The following is a 13756-nucleotide window of genomic DNA, read 5'->3' as shown; positions in this document are numbered from 1 at the left end:
GTACCGTTTTAAGAGAAAAAGGTACGTTTTATTATCATTGTAAGCAAATGATCTTTTTGCTTTTAATTTAAGATTCGTATAAATAAGTGGTGAGATAGTGTAATTCTGCTTTACCGGCGGCGGCGGATTCAGCTTCTGCCTGTTCTATGGTATACTGGGAAGAAATTTCCTTTCGCTGGAACAGGAATGAATTATTGGCATTTTTATCCACTACATCGGAAAAAATATGTTCTATTTCTGAATTGGCTAATGAAGCAAAACTTATTTCCTCAAAGCCATATAAAAGTCTCAGATCATCAAACTGAGAGAAATTATCATCTACAAAACCCTGAAACTGAGATTTGGAATCAAAATTTCCGGCCCAGATATTATAGGCGTATTTTTTCTTTTTAGGCTTATCCAGAATACTCTGATATACGAAGTTTTCTCCCAGATAGGCTTCTCTCACCTGCGGATCGTTGGCCAGATCTTCCGGAAGGCCTTCCTTTAAGATCCTTCCTTCGAACATAATATAGGTTTTATTAGTAATAGCAAGGGTTTGCTGTACATTATGGTCGGTAATCAGTATTCCGATATTTTTATCTACAAGGCTTCTTACAATTTTTTGAATATCTTCTACAGCAATGGGATCCACTCCGGCAAAAGGCTCATCGAGAAGAATAAAATTCGGGCTTGTGGCAAGACATCGTGCGATCTCCGTTCTACGTCTTTCACCACCGGAGAGGAGGTCTCCCCTGTTCTTACGGACATGCTGCAAGGAAAATTCTTCTATAAGCTCATCACATTTGATTTGCTGTTCACGCTTAGACAGCTTGGTGAGCTGCAAAACTCCCATGATGTTTTCCTCCACGGAAAGTTTTCTGAAAACAGAGGCTTCCTGGGCAAGGTAACCGATTCCCTTCTGGGCCCTTCTATACATTGCATCGGTTGTAATTTCCTGTTTATCCAGAAATATTCTACCGGAAGTAGGCTTAACCAATCCTACAATCATATAAAACGATGTGGTTTTACCGGCTCCATTCGGACCCAGCAACCCAACAATTTCACCTTGCTGAACCTGCACGGAAACTCCTTTTACAACTTTTTTAGGACCGTATTCCTTGATTAAGTTTTCTCCTCGTAAAATCATGGAGCAAATATATCAAAAATATAAACTTATTTATATCAACTTCCAGTTTGTTAACAAAGTTTGGCAGTATGAAGTCTTACGTAACTTTTTACACCAAAGTAATATTAATTAATAAAAAAAAGATTACAAAGGTCGATAATTATACTTTAAAGCATTTTTAAAAAGAATTTACAATTATTTCATTTCTATTGAAAAAATACCAATAGAAAATAATTATTATATTGTAATATAAAAATATCAATGATGATCCGGTTTGAAGAATTATGGAAAAATCATCCAGGAAAAAGCGTTCACCCTTGTAATATGGCTTTATTTCCAAACCAGTGTGCCATTAGGATGAGTGAAGCCCTTCATAAATCAGGTGTGGATTTAGTATCTTTTAAAGGAGTAAAATGCTGGGAAAAACATGAAAATGGCTTTAAGCATACACTAAGGGCTCAGGAACTGGCTGACTGGATTTACATCCATCCGGAAATATTTGGAAACCGGCTAAAGCTTGAGAGAAAAAAACACACCAAAATGGACTACAAATCCTTCAGAAATGGGAAGGGAATCATTTTTATTAAAGATGGCTGGACAGGAGGTATAGATCACATTGACATTTGGAATGGAATATCTTTAAAAGGTGGGGATGCTTTAGACTATCTATGGAGAGGTACAGAAATTTGGTTTTGGGCTTTAATTTAAACTATTATGAAAAATATTTGTTGGGTACTCATTATATCTTTAATATCTTTTTCGTGTAAAAAAAATCATGAAAAAGTATACACTCAACCCGTTACTGAAAAAAGCACCGCAATAGTGACTGATACAACTCATATTGACGGAATAGTACTGGAATTAATAAATGACAATGGAAAGGCAGAATTAAAGATTAATTCTGAAGAATATAAATTATCCGGAGAGATCAAAATCAAACCTCCATGTTATTTTTTAAGATGGGAGAAGAATAAAGTTGAAAATTTCTCTTATCCGGATGTAGGAGTAAAGCATACTTTGGTTATTCTTGGGAACATGGCAACAGAAGAGGATAGAAAAACTTTTGGTGCAGTAGAAAGCAATAATATATGTGGAACAGGTATGCAGGGTATTTTATTTAAAAAAGACAGTATCATTGTTACAAATAAGACTTTAACACACTCATTTGTATGTGCTGATACAGGTACCGATGAAAAAGATTTCAGTGGTTTTGCCCATGATTAAAATCTTTATATTACACATCCCTTTTTGATGATTTATCAAAAAAATTTAGATTGTTTGTTTTGAGACTTACGAAGGAATTATCCAGATCATTCTTAATATTGTCACTTTTGGTGTGGCATCCATCATTCCGTTTATTGAAGGAATTATTTATTTGTTTATGAGTGATAAGCAGTTTGATGAAACCTATGTTTACAATAAAAAGGCTGGTTATAAAGGAATGTAATTATTTTTGCTGCTGCTTTTCTTCTGTTTTTATTCCCTACATTTATGGAAACAAATCACTATAATATTATGGAAACGAATAAAGAACTGACAGAATTAATGGGACTGGACCTGGGCATTAACCTGGTGAACAGGCGTCCTTATGCCAAGGAAGTTTTTAAATGGCAGGATATTGATCTTCTTCCCCACTCTTCAACAGATACTTTGCTTTGTGAAATTTTTGAATGGAACGGAAGAAACTGGAGAACCACAGGCAATAATCTTATCGGATTTTTATTTTCCGGTGAAAACCTGGACAGGGTAAAAAACCAGCTTATCAATATCCCTAAAAACCCAGCCTTAATTCCGGATTTTGAATTTACCAAAGAAAACATGATTGAATATGGTCTTTCCCTCCCTTCCCTTTTCAATATCGGAGTGAATGGAAATATTAAAAATGCCAAAAACTTTTCCGTAAAAGTAAATGGAGTGACCAAATCCAGAATTACCAATATTGATGCTCCAGGAATAGAAATTTTAAGAAATTATTCTTTGTTTACCGAGTCCAAATCAAAAACCTACCGGAAGAATGTTAAGTTTAATTATTTAAGTACTTCTTTATTCTATGCCGACAGTGTGGATGTGTACCTGGAAAAAGATCCCGGTATCAACCTGAATGTAAGTTTTCAAACGGATGATGTACAGGTAGATACAAAAGTGGATACGGATACCCAAAAGCATTTTGTATTAAAATACTCCGGTAATCAGGCTCCTTTTGCTGCTAAATTTACAAAAGGAAAGGATTTCAATATCATGTAGAATATCATTAAATCCCTTAAAAAAATAAAAGGCCATCGTATTGATGGCCTTTCTTATAATTTGTTATCTATTTAAAATCATTGCTGCTTCTTTTGCAAAATAGGTGAAAATCATATCTGCTCCGGCTCTTTTAAAGCAAGTCAAACTTTCGATAATCGTTTTATCATTGTCTAGCCAGCCGTTTTGTGCAGCTGCTTTTACCATCGCATATTCACCGCTCACGTTATAAACCGCAATCGGAAGATCGATCAGTTCACGAACTTTAGAAACAATATCTAAATAAGGAAGTCCCGGTTTAATCATAATAATATCCGCACCTTCTTCGATGTCTTTATACACTTCGTTTAATGCTTCACGAGAATTATGAAAATCCATCTGGTAGGTCTTTTTATCCTTTGGAATTTCCATATCGTCTTTCGGAGCACTGTCTAAAGCACTTCTGAAAGGTCCGTAAAATGAACTTGCATATTTAGCTGAATAGCTTAGGATTCCTACATCTGTAAAACCGCTTTCTTCCAATGCTTCACGAATGGCCAACACTCTGCCGTCCATCATATCGCTTGGAGCCACAATATCAGCTCCGGCTTCCGCATGGGAAACGGACATTTTGGCTAATGCTTCAACCGTGGCATCATTCACAATTTTACCATTTTCAATAATTCCGTCATGCCCGTAGATGGAGTAAGGATCCAGCGCCACATCGGGCATAACGATCATTTCCGGAACAGCATCTTTGATGGCTTTTATGGTATTTTGCATCAATCCGTCTTTATTCCAGGCTTCTTTCCCAGTATTATCTTTAAGATGATCGGAAACTTTCATATAGAGGTTGACAGATTTTACCCCTAAAGAGAAAAGTTCCTTACATTCTTTCACCGTCAGATCTATACTTCTTCTAAAAATCCCGGGCATTGAGGATATAGGCTCCTGCTTATTTTCACCTTCCATTACAAAAATGGGCATCACAAAGTCATTGGTTGTAAGCACACTTTCTCTTACAAGGCCTCTTATAGATTCATTAATTCGAAGTCTTCTATTTCTTGAATATATCATTTGGAATACTTTTTGAATAAGTTTATGCAAATTTAGTATAAGTTCTACAAAAAACTATTGCAGATTATTATAGAATAATTTAATTTTGTATATAATATATTTATAAATATATCGTTGATGAAAAAATTTTTACTTTTATTTATATTTTTAGGCACTTTTATTGGTTTCTCCAATAATTTCAAAGCTCAGCTGAGAGAGCCTAATTCCATTTCCCAGAAATCCGATGATGGTGTGCTTCTGGCATATCCTAATCCGGCTAAAGATTTCCTTATCGTAAAAGCTAAAGATTCTTCGCTGAAAATTAAAAATGTTACTTTTTATTCTATTTTAGGAACGCAGGTAGCCAGCTATATGGTCAATATGAATTCCGGGGAAATTAATCTTGAAAAATTAAAACCGGGTAAATACCTGATACGTTATACGTTAAGCAATAACACCCAAAAAGTTACACAGATTGTAAAACAATAAATTATAAAACTCCTGACGGCCCTCAGGAGTTTTTCTTTGCTATTAATTCTGAATCTCTTTCAATTAATTCCGTAACTTTCGGGACATTTTCAGACTAATTGTAAAAACAGTTTTAATGCTCAAAGCCGAACATATTACCAAAACCTATAATTCAGGAAAAAAGGTAGCATTGAATGATTTCAGTATACATGTCCCAAAAGCAAGTATTTATGGGCTTTTAGGTCCAAATGGTGCCGGAAAAACCTCTTTTATCCGTATTATCAATCAGATTACCCAGGCCGATTCCGGAACGGTAATGATTAACGGTGAAAAGCTTAACCCCCTACATATAAAAGATATCGGATATATGCCGGAAGAAAGAGGTCTCTACAAAAACATGAGTGTGGGGGATCAGATCCTTTATTTCGGGGAATTAAAGGGAATGAGCAAGAATGACGCCCTGAATGAAGCTAAAAAATGGTTTGAAAAACTTCATATAGATCAATGGTGGAAGAAAAAGCTCTCCGAACTTTCCAAGGGTATGGCCCAGAAAATACAGTTTGTAGTTACCGTTCTTCACCGGCCTCATCTTTTAATCCTGGATGAGCCATTTTCAGGATTTGATCCGGTAAATGCCAACCTCATCAAAGACCAGATCCTGGACCTCAAAAATAACGGGACCACAATTATTCTATCTACTCACAGAATGGAAAGCGTAGAGGAAATGTGTGATTATGTAGCTCTGATCAATAACTCCGAGAAAATAATCGACGGAAGAGTCTTTGATGTGAGAGAAAAATTCAAAAAAAATATTTTTGGGATTACCTTGTCCGAAGTGCAGGAGGAGTATTTTGAAAGTTTCAAAAACAAGTATAATATCTTCAATGTTTCTCAGGAGAACAATCTTACTTCTTTTGACCTGAAAAATGAAAGTGATCAGAACCTTATCCTTTCGGATCTTATGAATGTAGGCAAGGTAAGATCCTTTGACGAAAAAATCCCGAGTATGAATGAGGTATTCATTAATGCTGTAAGTAATCATTCTTAATTTATGAATAATATTTTTTTAATTACCAAAAGAGAATTTCTTACCCAGGTTAAGAAAAAGTCTTTCATTATATTAACCCTGCTAGCTCCTATTTTAATTATCGGATTCGGAGCTGTTATAGGTCTTATGTTTAAAGCTAATGAGTCTCACAATACTATTGAAGTAATTGACCACAGCGGTATTTTTCAGGGGCAATTAAAATCAAACGACAAGCTTACTTATCTATTTGTCCCTACGGTAACGGAAAAAGCAAAAGTTGACCAGCTAAAGGGAAATGAAACCGTAGACGGCATTCTTATTCTCCCCCAACTGAGTAACCAGAACTTTGACCATCTCCAAAAGGAGTCCAGGCTAATAGTAAACACTAAGATCGGGTTTGAAACCAAGCAGCGCATCGTTTCCGATATCACCAATGTGATCAAAAAGGAAAAAATGAAGAAACTGGGAATTGCAGAGAATCAGCTTCTCAGCCTGGATAAAAGCTTTGAGCTCAAAACCATTAATGTTTCGGAAGACAATAAGGAAGATAATGATCTTACCTTCGGGGTGAAAACCGGATTGAGCATGATCCTGATGTATGTAACCTTTATGTTCATCATTATTTATGGTGTACGGGTAATGAGAAGCGTACTGGAAGAAAAGAACAACCGTGTCGTGGAGATCATTATTTCTTCCGTAAAGCCTTTTGAATTAATGATGGGGAAAATTTTGGGAGTAACCTTAGTCGCTTTAACCCAGTTCACTATCTGGATAGCGATGTCAGTAGTAGGTGCTTTGGTTCTCAACACCGGATTTTCTTCTCTGCAAGACAACATTCCGGGAGGAAATGAAGAGATGATGAATAAGCTGGATATGACTCAAGTTGCCACGCAGATTTCCCACAGCCTGCTGGAGCTCAATTTTCCTCTTATCATTTTTGTATTCATTGTTTTTTTCCTGCTGGGCTATATTTTTTACAGCTCCATCTATGCTGCCATAGGCTCTGCCGTGGATAATGAAACGGAAACACAGCAGTTCACCTTATTTGCCATTTTACCGCTAATGCTGGGAATGTACGGAAGTTTTTCTTTGATGAACAATCCTGATGGTCCGCTGGGCTTCTGGCTGTCTATCATTCCTTTTACTTCTCCTGTTGCCATGATTGCACGGATCCCGTTTGGTGTACCTGTGTGGCAGCTTGTTTTATCAATCGTCTTGTTATTGGGAACTACTGTTTTTATGATATTCCTTGCGGGTAAAATTTACAGGGTAGGAATTTTAATGTATGGAAACAAAGCTACTTTGAAAGAACTTTGGAAATGGATCAGAGGATAAGATAATCATCCATTCAATAAAAAAACAAAAATTCCGGGCAATTAATTGCCCGGAATTTTTTATGTCTTGATAAAATTCTTATTGAAAAATATAGCTAAGTCCTATGCTGATAACCTGCTCTGACTTGCTTTTATCTGTACCTCCTTTATCGTATTTCAGATCCGGGTAAGTATTAGAAATACCAAAATCGTATTTCACTGCCAATTCAAGCTGTCTTTTGTAGCTATATCCTACTCCCAATCCAATACCAAAGTTGAAGCCATTAGCTTTTCCACTGGCTTGTGGATTTGTAGGATCTGTCACATCAGGATCATAATAAGGTCTTCCTGCAGGTGCATTTTTAACATTCTGCCCTACCAGGAAATTAAATCTAGGTCCTACCATTCCAAAAAACTCAGATTCTGCTTCTGAGAAGTATCCTTTGAAATAAATAGGTACACTTAGATAGCTATTTCCATAAACGGCATTATAACCGTCTTTTCCTTTAGCATCCTTATCTTTTCCTGTTTCTCCGGCTCCGTAATATAGAACCTCAGGCTGTAAGTAGAATTGGTGTGCTTTTCCTACCGGAATTAAAGCTAAACCACCTGCCTGAAATGTATATCTTGGTCCGGAAGGATTGTGAGCATTTCTTACTCTGGAATAGTTTCCTCCGGCTGTAATCCCGAATCTTGTACTACTAAAATCAATTTGTGCGAATGATAAAGTAGAAAAAGCCATAGCCGAGGCTAATAAAAATTTTTTCATATTCTATTGTTTATAATTATCCTAAAACTTTTGCAACGGTAGTACCGATATCAGCAGGAGAATCTACAACGTTAATACCGTTTTCTCTCATGATCTCCATTTTTGCCTGTGCTGTATCTTCTGCTCCTCCTACAATGGCTCCAGCGTGTCCCATCGTTCTTCCTTTAGGTGCTGTCTGACCTGCAATAAAACCAACAACAGGTTTAGTGGAACCACTGGCTTTATACCATCTTGCTGCTTCAGCTTCTAAGCCTCCACCGATCTCACCGATCATTACTACCGCTTCTGTTTCAGGGTCGTTGATGAATAATTCCAATGCTTCTCTGGTAGTTGTTCCGATAATTGGGTCACCACCGATACCAATTGCAGTAGAGATACCGTAACCAGCTCTTACTACCTGATCTGCAGCTTCATAAGTTAAAGTTCCTGATTTAGAAACGATACCTACTTTACCTTTTTTGAAAACAAACCCAGGCATAATACCAATTTTAGCTTCTTCAGAAGTAATAATTCCAGGGCAGTTCGGTCCTATCAGTCGGCAATCTCTGTCAGCGATATAAGATTTCACTTTTACCATATCTTCTACAGGAATCCCTTCTGTAATACATACGATCACTTTAATTCCGGATTCGGCAGCTTCCATGATAGCATCTGCAGCAAATGCAGGCGGTACGAAAATGATACTTACATTAGCTCCTGCTTTTTCCACAGCATCAGCTACAGTGTTAAATACTGGTTTTCCTAAATGCTCGCTTCCTCCTTTACCCGGAGTTACCCCACCTACTACATTCGTTCCGTATTCAATCATCTGACCAGCATGGAAAGTACCTTCGTTCCCTGTAAATCCCTGTACGATTACTTTAGAATCTTTGTTTACTAAAATTGACATTTTATTGTTGTTTTTTAATTTATTTTTAGATTTATTAATTCTTACAAATTTACTTAATTTTCTTTGATTTTATTGTACAAAGCCACCAATTTGTTTATTTGAGATTTCTTACTTTAACCTCTTTTTTGAGATATGTTCTAAAATCTTCAGCAATAGGGCCAAAATACGTACCTGCAGCAAGATCCCTGTTCACTCCCACCTGTGCCAGGAGTACGGTTCCTTTTTCCAGTCTTATGCCTGAAGCTACCCCGGCCTGTCCCCAGATGGTTACCTCATCTTCTATGATACAGCATCCGGCAATACCCACCTGAGAAGCAATAAGACATTTTTTTCCTATCACGGTATCATGCCCTATCTGAATAAGATTATCCAATACAGAACCTTCGCCAATCACCGTAGAATCGGTAACTCCTCTGTCAATGGTACAGTTATTTCCTATCTCAACATTGTTTTCTATCACCACATTACCTACGGAAATCATACGGTCAAAATTCCCGTTAAGCTTACGGTAATAAAATGCATCACCTCCCAATACAGTTCCGGCCTGGATTATGACATTATCACCGATAACGGTTCTGTCTCCTATAACCACATGGGGAAAGATATGAGTATTTTTCCCGATCTTTACATTGTTACCGATAACAGCTGACGGATGTATTCTGGTACCTTCTCCAATCTCCACATCATGAAGCTCTTCCGTAAAGTTATATATTTTTGTAAAATGGGTATTGATCTTATTGAAATCTCTAAAAGGATCGTCTGAAATTAGCAGTGCTTTTCCTTCGGGGCACTCCACTTCTTTATCAATGAGAATAATGGTTGCCGCAGAATTAAGCGCTTTTTCATAATATTTCGGATGGTTAACAAATACTATGTCACCTGGTTTTACCATATGAATCTCATTGGTCCCCAAAACCTGAAAATCTTCAGGTCCGATAAATTGAGCTCCGATAAGCTCAGCAATTGTTTTGAGTTTTTGTGGTGAATAAAATTTCATAAAGCTTGTTTTCGTATAAAATAAAATTCGGAGTGCATAAGCATCCCCGAATTTAGTATTTTTTTATTATTTCACTCTTTCTAAATAACTACCATCTTCGGTATTTACTTTTATCCTGTCTCCCGGCTCGATAAACAGCGGAACCATTACGCGTGCTCCGGTTTCCACAATTGCATTTTTCAGGGCGTTTGTTGCTGTATTTCCTTTTACTCCCGGATCGGCTTCAATTACATCCAGATATACGGTAGGTGGTATTTCTGCGGAAAGAGGTGTTTCATCCGCTTCTTTTAAAATGATTGTAACTTCTTCTCCAGCTTTCATAAACTGAGCATTTTCAATCATTTCCTTATTGATATATAATTGAGAGAAGTCGTCATTATTCATAAAGTGAAAACCATTCTCATCATCATAAAGATATTGGAATTTACGGGTAATCACTTTTACTTCTTCAATTTTGTGTCCTGCAGAAAATGTATTATCCAATACTTTTCCGTTGGTCACGGATTTTAGTTTGGTTCTAACGAAAGCAGGTCCTTTACCCGGCTTTACGTGTAAGAATTCAATTACTTTGTAAATGTCATTACTAAATTCAATACAAAGGCCTTTTCTGATATCAGCTGTTGTTGCCATTAATTATGTTTGTCTTTTAATTTTTTAATTATTTTCCTTACCTGTTCCGTATCCTTTTACAATACCTCTCGGGGAGTTTTGAATGAACTGAAGTATTTCATCTCTTTCCGCCGTAGGAAGCATTTCTTTTTCGATATACGTTACTGCCTGAGAAACATTCATCTTCATCTGGAAGATGGTTCTGTATATTTTCTGAATTTCAAAAATTTTCTCGTTGGTAAATCCTCTTCTTCTTAATCCTACCGAGTTAATTCCGGCGTAAGACATCGGCTCTCTCGCTACCTTCACGTAAGGGGGAATATCTTTTCTTACAAGTGTTCCTCCGGATATCATTACGTGTTTACCGATTTTTCCAAACTGATGGACGGCACTCAGACCTCCCATTACGGTATAGTCCCCGATCTCCACGTGTCCTGCGATACCGCAACCATTTACAATAATAACGTGGTCTCCGATCACACAGTCATGAGCAATATGAGATGTAGCCATTATTAAACAGTTTTTACCGATTTTGGTATAGCCTAAAGCTTTGGTTCCTCTGTTGACCGTTACACATTCTCTTATCGTAGTATCGTCTCCAATAATGACCTGTGTATCTTCTCCGTCAAATTTAAGATCCTGTGGAATGGCTGAGATTACTGTTCCGGGAAAAATCCTGCAGTTTCTTCCTATCCTTGCTCCATCCATGATGGTTACATTCGGACCGATCCAGGTTCCTTCTCCTATTTCCACATCCCCTGCAATTGTAGTAAAAGGTTCTACAATAACATTTTTGCTAATTTTCGCACGTTTATCTACGGCTGCTAATTGATGAATCATTTATTCAACTTTATTTTTTGCAACTTGCGCCATTAATTCAGCTTCAACAGCTACCGTATCTCCTACATACCCATATCCCTGCATATGTACAATACCTCTTCTTATTGGCTCTATCAGTTCAATTTTGAAAATCATAGTATCTCCGGGAACTACTTTCCTTTTAAACTTCACTTTATCCATTTTAATAAAATAGGTAGAGTAGTTTTCGGGATCGGGAACACTTGCAAGTACCAGGATTCCTCCTGTCTGCGCGAGTGCTTCCACCTGTAAAACACCCGGCATTACGGGTTCTTTCGGAAAGTGGCCTACAAAGAAAGGTTCGTTCATGGTTACATTTTTCAATCCTACTACATGCGAATCCGAAAGTTCCAATACTTTATCAATTAATAAAAACGGAGGTCTGTGAGGCATTAACCTCATAATTCCGTTAATATCAAAAACGGGTTCTTTGGTGAGATCAAAATCTGGAACATTTTTTTTCTTCTGAAGCTTCCACTGACGGTTCAGCTTTTTTGCAAATTGGGTATTTACGTAATGTCCCGGTTTATTAGCAATTACTTTTCCTTTAATCTTTACTCCTGCTAATGCAAGGTCTCCGATTACATCCAGTAATTTATGTCTGGCTGCTTCATTCGGGTAATTCAGATTGAGGTTATCAAGAATGCCGTTTGGCCTGATAGAAACATTGTCTTTTCCAAAGGCTTTTTTTAGTTTTTCTGTTGTTTCAGGTGTTAAGTCCTTGTCTACATAAACAATGGCATTGGAAATATCTCCCCCTCGGATTAAACCATGATCCAGAAGCATTTCCAATTCGTGTAAGAAACTAAATGTTCTGGCAGATGATATTTCATCTTTAAACTCTGAAATATTTTTAAGGGTTGCATTCTGGGTTCCTAATACTTTAGTCCCAAAATCAACCATAGTAGTAACTTCGTAATTTTCTGAAGGAATAATTGTAATCTCTGAGCCTGTAGTAGGATCTGTGTAACTAAGCACTTCCTTAATTACTAAGTATTCTCTTGCTACATTTTGCTCTATGACACCGGCTTCTTCAATAGCTTCTACAAAATATTTAGAAGATCCGTCTAAAATAGGGGGTTCTGAAGCATCCATTTCTAAGAATGCATTATCTATATCACACCCTACCAATGCTGCCAAGAGATGCTCACATGTGGTGATTTTCACTCCTAATTTTTCTAATGTAGTTCCCCGTTCGGTAGCTACTACATAATTAACGTCTGCTTCTACCTGAGGATGTCCTTCTAAATCTGTTCTTACAAAAACAAAACCTGTATTTTCTTTTGCAGGTTTTATGGTAAGTTTTACTTCTTTACCTGTATGAAGACCAATTCCGGAAAGGGTTACTTCTTCCCGAAGCGTTTTTTGCATATCACCCATTAGTTTTATCTTTTGAGTTATTCTCAAGATTATTTATTCTGCTTACAATATTTGTAAAGTTTCTGAAATGGACGTAATTTCTACGAAAATCTGATGCTGAAATAGCAGGAGAACCATATAAGACTTCACCGTCTTCAATATTATTATTGACACCACTTTGTGCCTGGATTTTAACCTGATTTCCGATATTGATATGTCCTACAATACCTACCTGACCTCCGATCTGATTCCAATCTCCGATAGTGGTGGAACCTGCAATTCCGGCCTGTGCGGCAATTACATTATTCTGACCGATTTTTACATTATGGGCAATTTGAATAAGGTTATCGATCTTTGTTCCTTTTCCTATTACCGTAGAACCAATAGTTGCTCTGTCTATACTGCAGTTCGAACCAATTTCCACATCATCTTCAATAATTACATTTCCCAATTGTGGAATTTTTTTAAATCCGTTGGCAGTAGGCTGGAATCCAAAACCATCTCCTCCAATCACCGTATTGGAATGAACAACACAATTATCTCCGATAATGCAATAATCATAAATACGTGCTCCGCTGTCTATCTTACAGTTTTTTCCGATCTTCACTCCTTTTCCAATGTACACATGAGGATAAATCTGAGTCCCTTCACCTACTTTCACTTTTTCGGAAATATAAGTAAAGGCCCCTATATAGGCCCCCTTTCCTATCGTTGCGGTATCATGTATTGAAGCACCATCTTCCACACCATCTTTTCTTCCCTGCATCTCCTGATATAAATTCATCAGAACCTGAAAAGACAGATAAGCGTCTTTTACGGCGATAATGGTAGGTTCATAGGTATCTTTTAGTAAAAGTCCCTCTGAAACGATAAGAACCGAGCATTTTGATGTGTCTAAAAAATGAGAAAACCGATTTTGGGCAATAAAAGAAAGATGCCCGGGTTCCCCATTTTCAATTGGTGAAACCCCCGTAATAAGTGCATTCGCATCACCTATTATTTTTCCGTCAATAAAACTTGCAATTTGCGAAGCTGTAAATTCCATATTCTGCAAAGATAAGAAATTCTATAATTCACAAACAT

The 13756-nt window shown here is 37.0% G+C and carries 14 protein-coding genes and 1 pseudogene; 6 read left to right on the top strand and 9 right to left on the bottom strand.

The window, feature by feature from the left end:
• Positions 1-403: 403 nt before the first annotated feature.
• Positions 404-1129, bottom strand: a pseudogene (lptB, locus tag ABJ974_RS04250) (LPS export ABC transporter ATP-binding protein); the annotation flags it as partial.
• Positions 1130-1432: 303 nt separating this feature from the next.
• On the opposite strand from lptB, the gene ABJ974_RS04245 reads away from it, so the two are divergent.
• The 3 genes from ABJ974_RS04245 (at position 1433) to ABJ974_RS04235 (ending at position 3352) form a co-directional block, all read left to right on the top strand.
• Positions 1433-1816 carry a type VI secretion system amidase effector protein Tae4 gene (locus ABJ974_RS04245; RefSeq protein ID WP_419870145.1) on the top strand — a complete coding sequence of 128 codons (384 nt, stop codon included), beginning with the start codon at positions 1433-1435 and terminating at the stop codon, positions 1814-1816.
• Between the two features lie 6 nt (positions 1817-1822).
• Positions 1823-2332, top strand: coding sequence for a hypothetical protein (locus ABJ974_RS04240; RefSeq protein ID WP_419870144.1), 510 nt, complete (start codon positions 1823-1825; stop codon positions 2330-2332).
• A gap of 267 nt (positions 2333-2599) precedes the next feature.
• On the top strand, positions 2600-3352 hold the full coding sequence (locus ABJ974_RS04235; protein WP_419870143.1) for a hypothetical protein: 753 nt from the start codon (positions 2600-2602) through the stop codon (positions 3350-3352).
• A 63-nt stretch (positions 3353-3415) separates the two neighbouring features.
• Here ABJ974_RS04235 and hemB read toward each other — a convergent pair whose 3' ends face one another.
• Complete coding sequence (gene hemB / locus ABJ974_RS04230) at positions 3416-4405, bottom strand: porphobilinogen synthase (protein WP_419870142.1); 990 nt, start codon at positions 4403-4405, stop codon at positions 3416-3418.
• A 117-nt stretch (positions 4406-4522) separates the two neighbouring features.
• On the opposite strand from hemB, the gene ABJ974_RS04225 reads away from it, so the two are divergent.
• The 3 genes from ABJ974_RS04225 (at position 4523) to ABJ974_RS04215 (ending at position 7214) form a co-directional block, all read left to right on the top strand.
• Positions 4523-4873, top strand: coding sequence for a T9SS type A sorting domain-containing protein (locus ABJ974_RS04225; RefSeq protein ID WP_419870141.1), 351 nt, complete (start codon positions 4523-4525; stop codon positions 4871-4873).
• Between the two features lie 115 nt (positions 4874-4988).
• A complete protein-coding gene (locus tag ABJ974_RS04220) occupies positions 4989-5900 on the top strand; it encodes an ABC transporter ATP-binding protein (protein WP_419870140.1) in 912 nt (303 codons plus the stop codon).
• 3 nt (positions 5901-5903) lie between these two features.
• A complete protein-coding gene (locus ABJ974_RS04215) occupies positions 5904-7214 on the top strand; it encodes an ABC transporter permease (protein ID WP_419870139.1) in 1311 nt (436 codons plus the stop codon).
• 78 nt (positions 7215-7292) lie between these two features.
• On the opposite strand, the gene ABJ974_RS04210 is transcribed toward ABJ974_RS04215, so the two are convergent.
• From ABJ974_RS04210 to lpxD, 7 genes are all read right to left on the bottom strand, one after another.
• Entirely contained in the window at positions 7293-7961 is a 669-nt protein-coding gene (locus tag ABJ974_RS04210; protein ID WP_419870138.1) for a porin family protein, read from the bottom strand.
• 16 nt (positions 7962-7977) lie between these two features.
• Positions 7978-8850: a succinate--CoA ligase subunit alpha gene (gene sucD, locus ABJ974_RS04205; RefSeq protein ID WP_419870137.1), complete on the bottom strand. Its 873-nt coding sequence runs from the start codon at positions 8848-8850 to the stop codon at positions 7978-7980.
• Between the two features lie 94 nt (positions 8851-8944).
• Positions 8945-9847, bottom strand: coding sequence for a UDP-3-O-(3-hydroxymyristoyl)glucosamine N-acyltransferase (locus tag ABJ974_RS04200; RefSeq protein ID WP_419870136.1), 903 nt, complete (start codon positions 9845-9847; stop codon positions 8945-8947).
• A gap of 66 nt (positions 9848-9913) precedes the next feature.
• Complete coding sequence (gene efp / locus ABJ974_RS04195) at positions 9914-10477, bottom strand: elongation factor P (RefSeq protein WP_419870135.1); 564 nt, start codon at positions 10475-10477, stop codon at positions 9914-9916.
• A gap of 24 nt (positions 10478-10501) precedes the next feature.
• Positions 10502-11296, bottom strand: a complete 795-nt coding sequence (gene lpxA, locus ABJ974_RS04190; RefSeq protein WP_419870134.1) for an acyl-ACP--UDP-N-acetylglucosamine O-acyltransferase — start codon at positions 11294-11296, stop codon at positions 10502-10504.
• The gene (locus tag ABJ974_RS04185; protein WP_419870133.1) at positions 11297-12694 is read right to left on the bottom strand and encodes a bifunctional UDP-3-O-[3-hydroxymyristoyl] N-acetylglucosamine deacetylase/3-hydroxyacyl-ACP dehydratase; all 1398 of its coding nucleotides are present in this window, start codon (positions 12692-12694) and stop codon (positions 11297-11299) included. It abuts the gene before it with no gap.
• Positions 12687-13718, bottom strand: a complete 1032-nt coding sequence (lpxD, locus tag ABJ974_RS04180; RefSeq protein ID WP_419870132.1) for a UDP-3-O-(3-hydroxymyristoyl)glucosamine N-acyltransferase — start codon at positions 13716-13718, stop codon at positions 12687-12689. The genes ABJ974_RS04185 and lpxD overlap by 8 nt, the downstream gene beginning before the upstream one ends.
• Positions 13719-13756 lie beyond the last annotated feature (38 nt).

The organism is Chryseobacterium sp. CT-SW4 (genome assembly GCF_048572715.1).
GTDB lineage: Bacteria > Bacteroidota > Bacteroidia > Flavobacteriales > Weeksellaceae > Chryseobacterium.
This window is presented reverse-complemented; position numbering and strand designations above follow the sequence as displayed.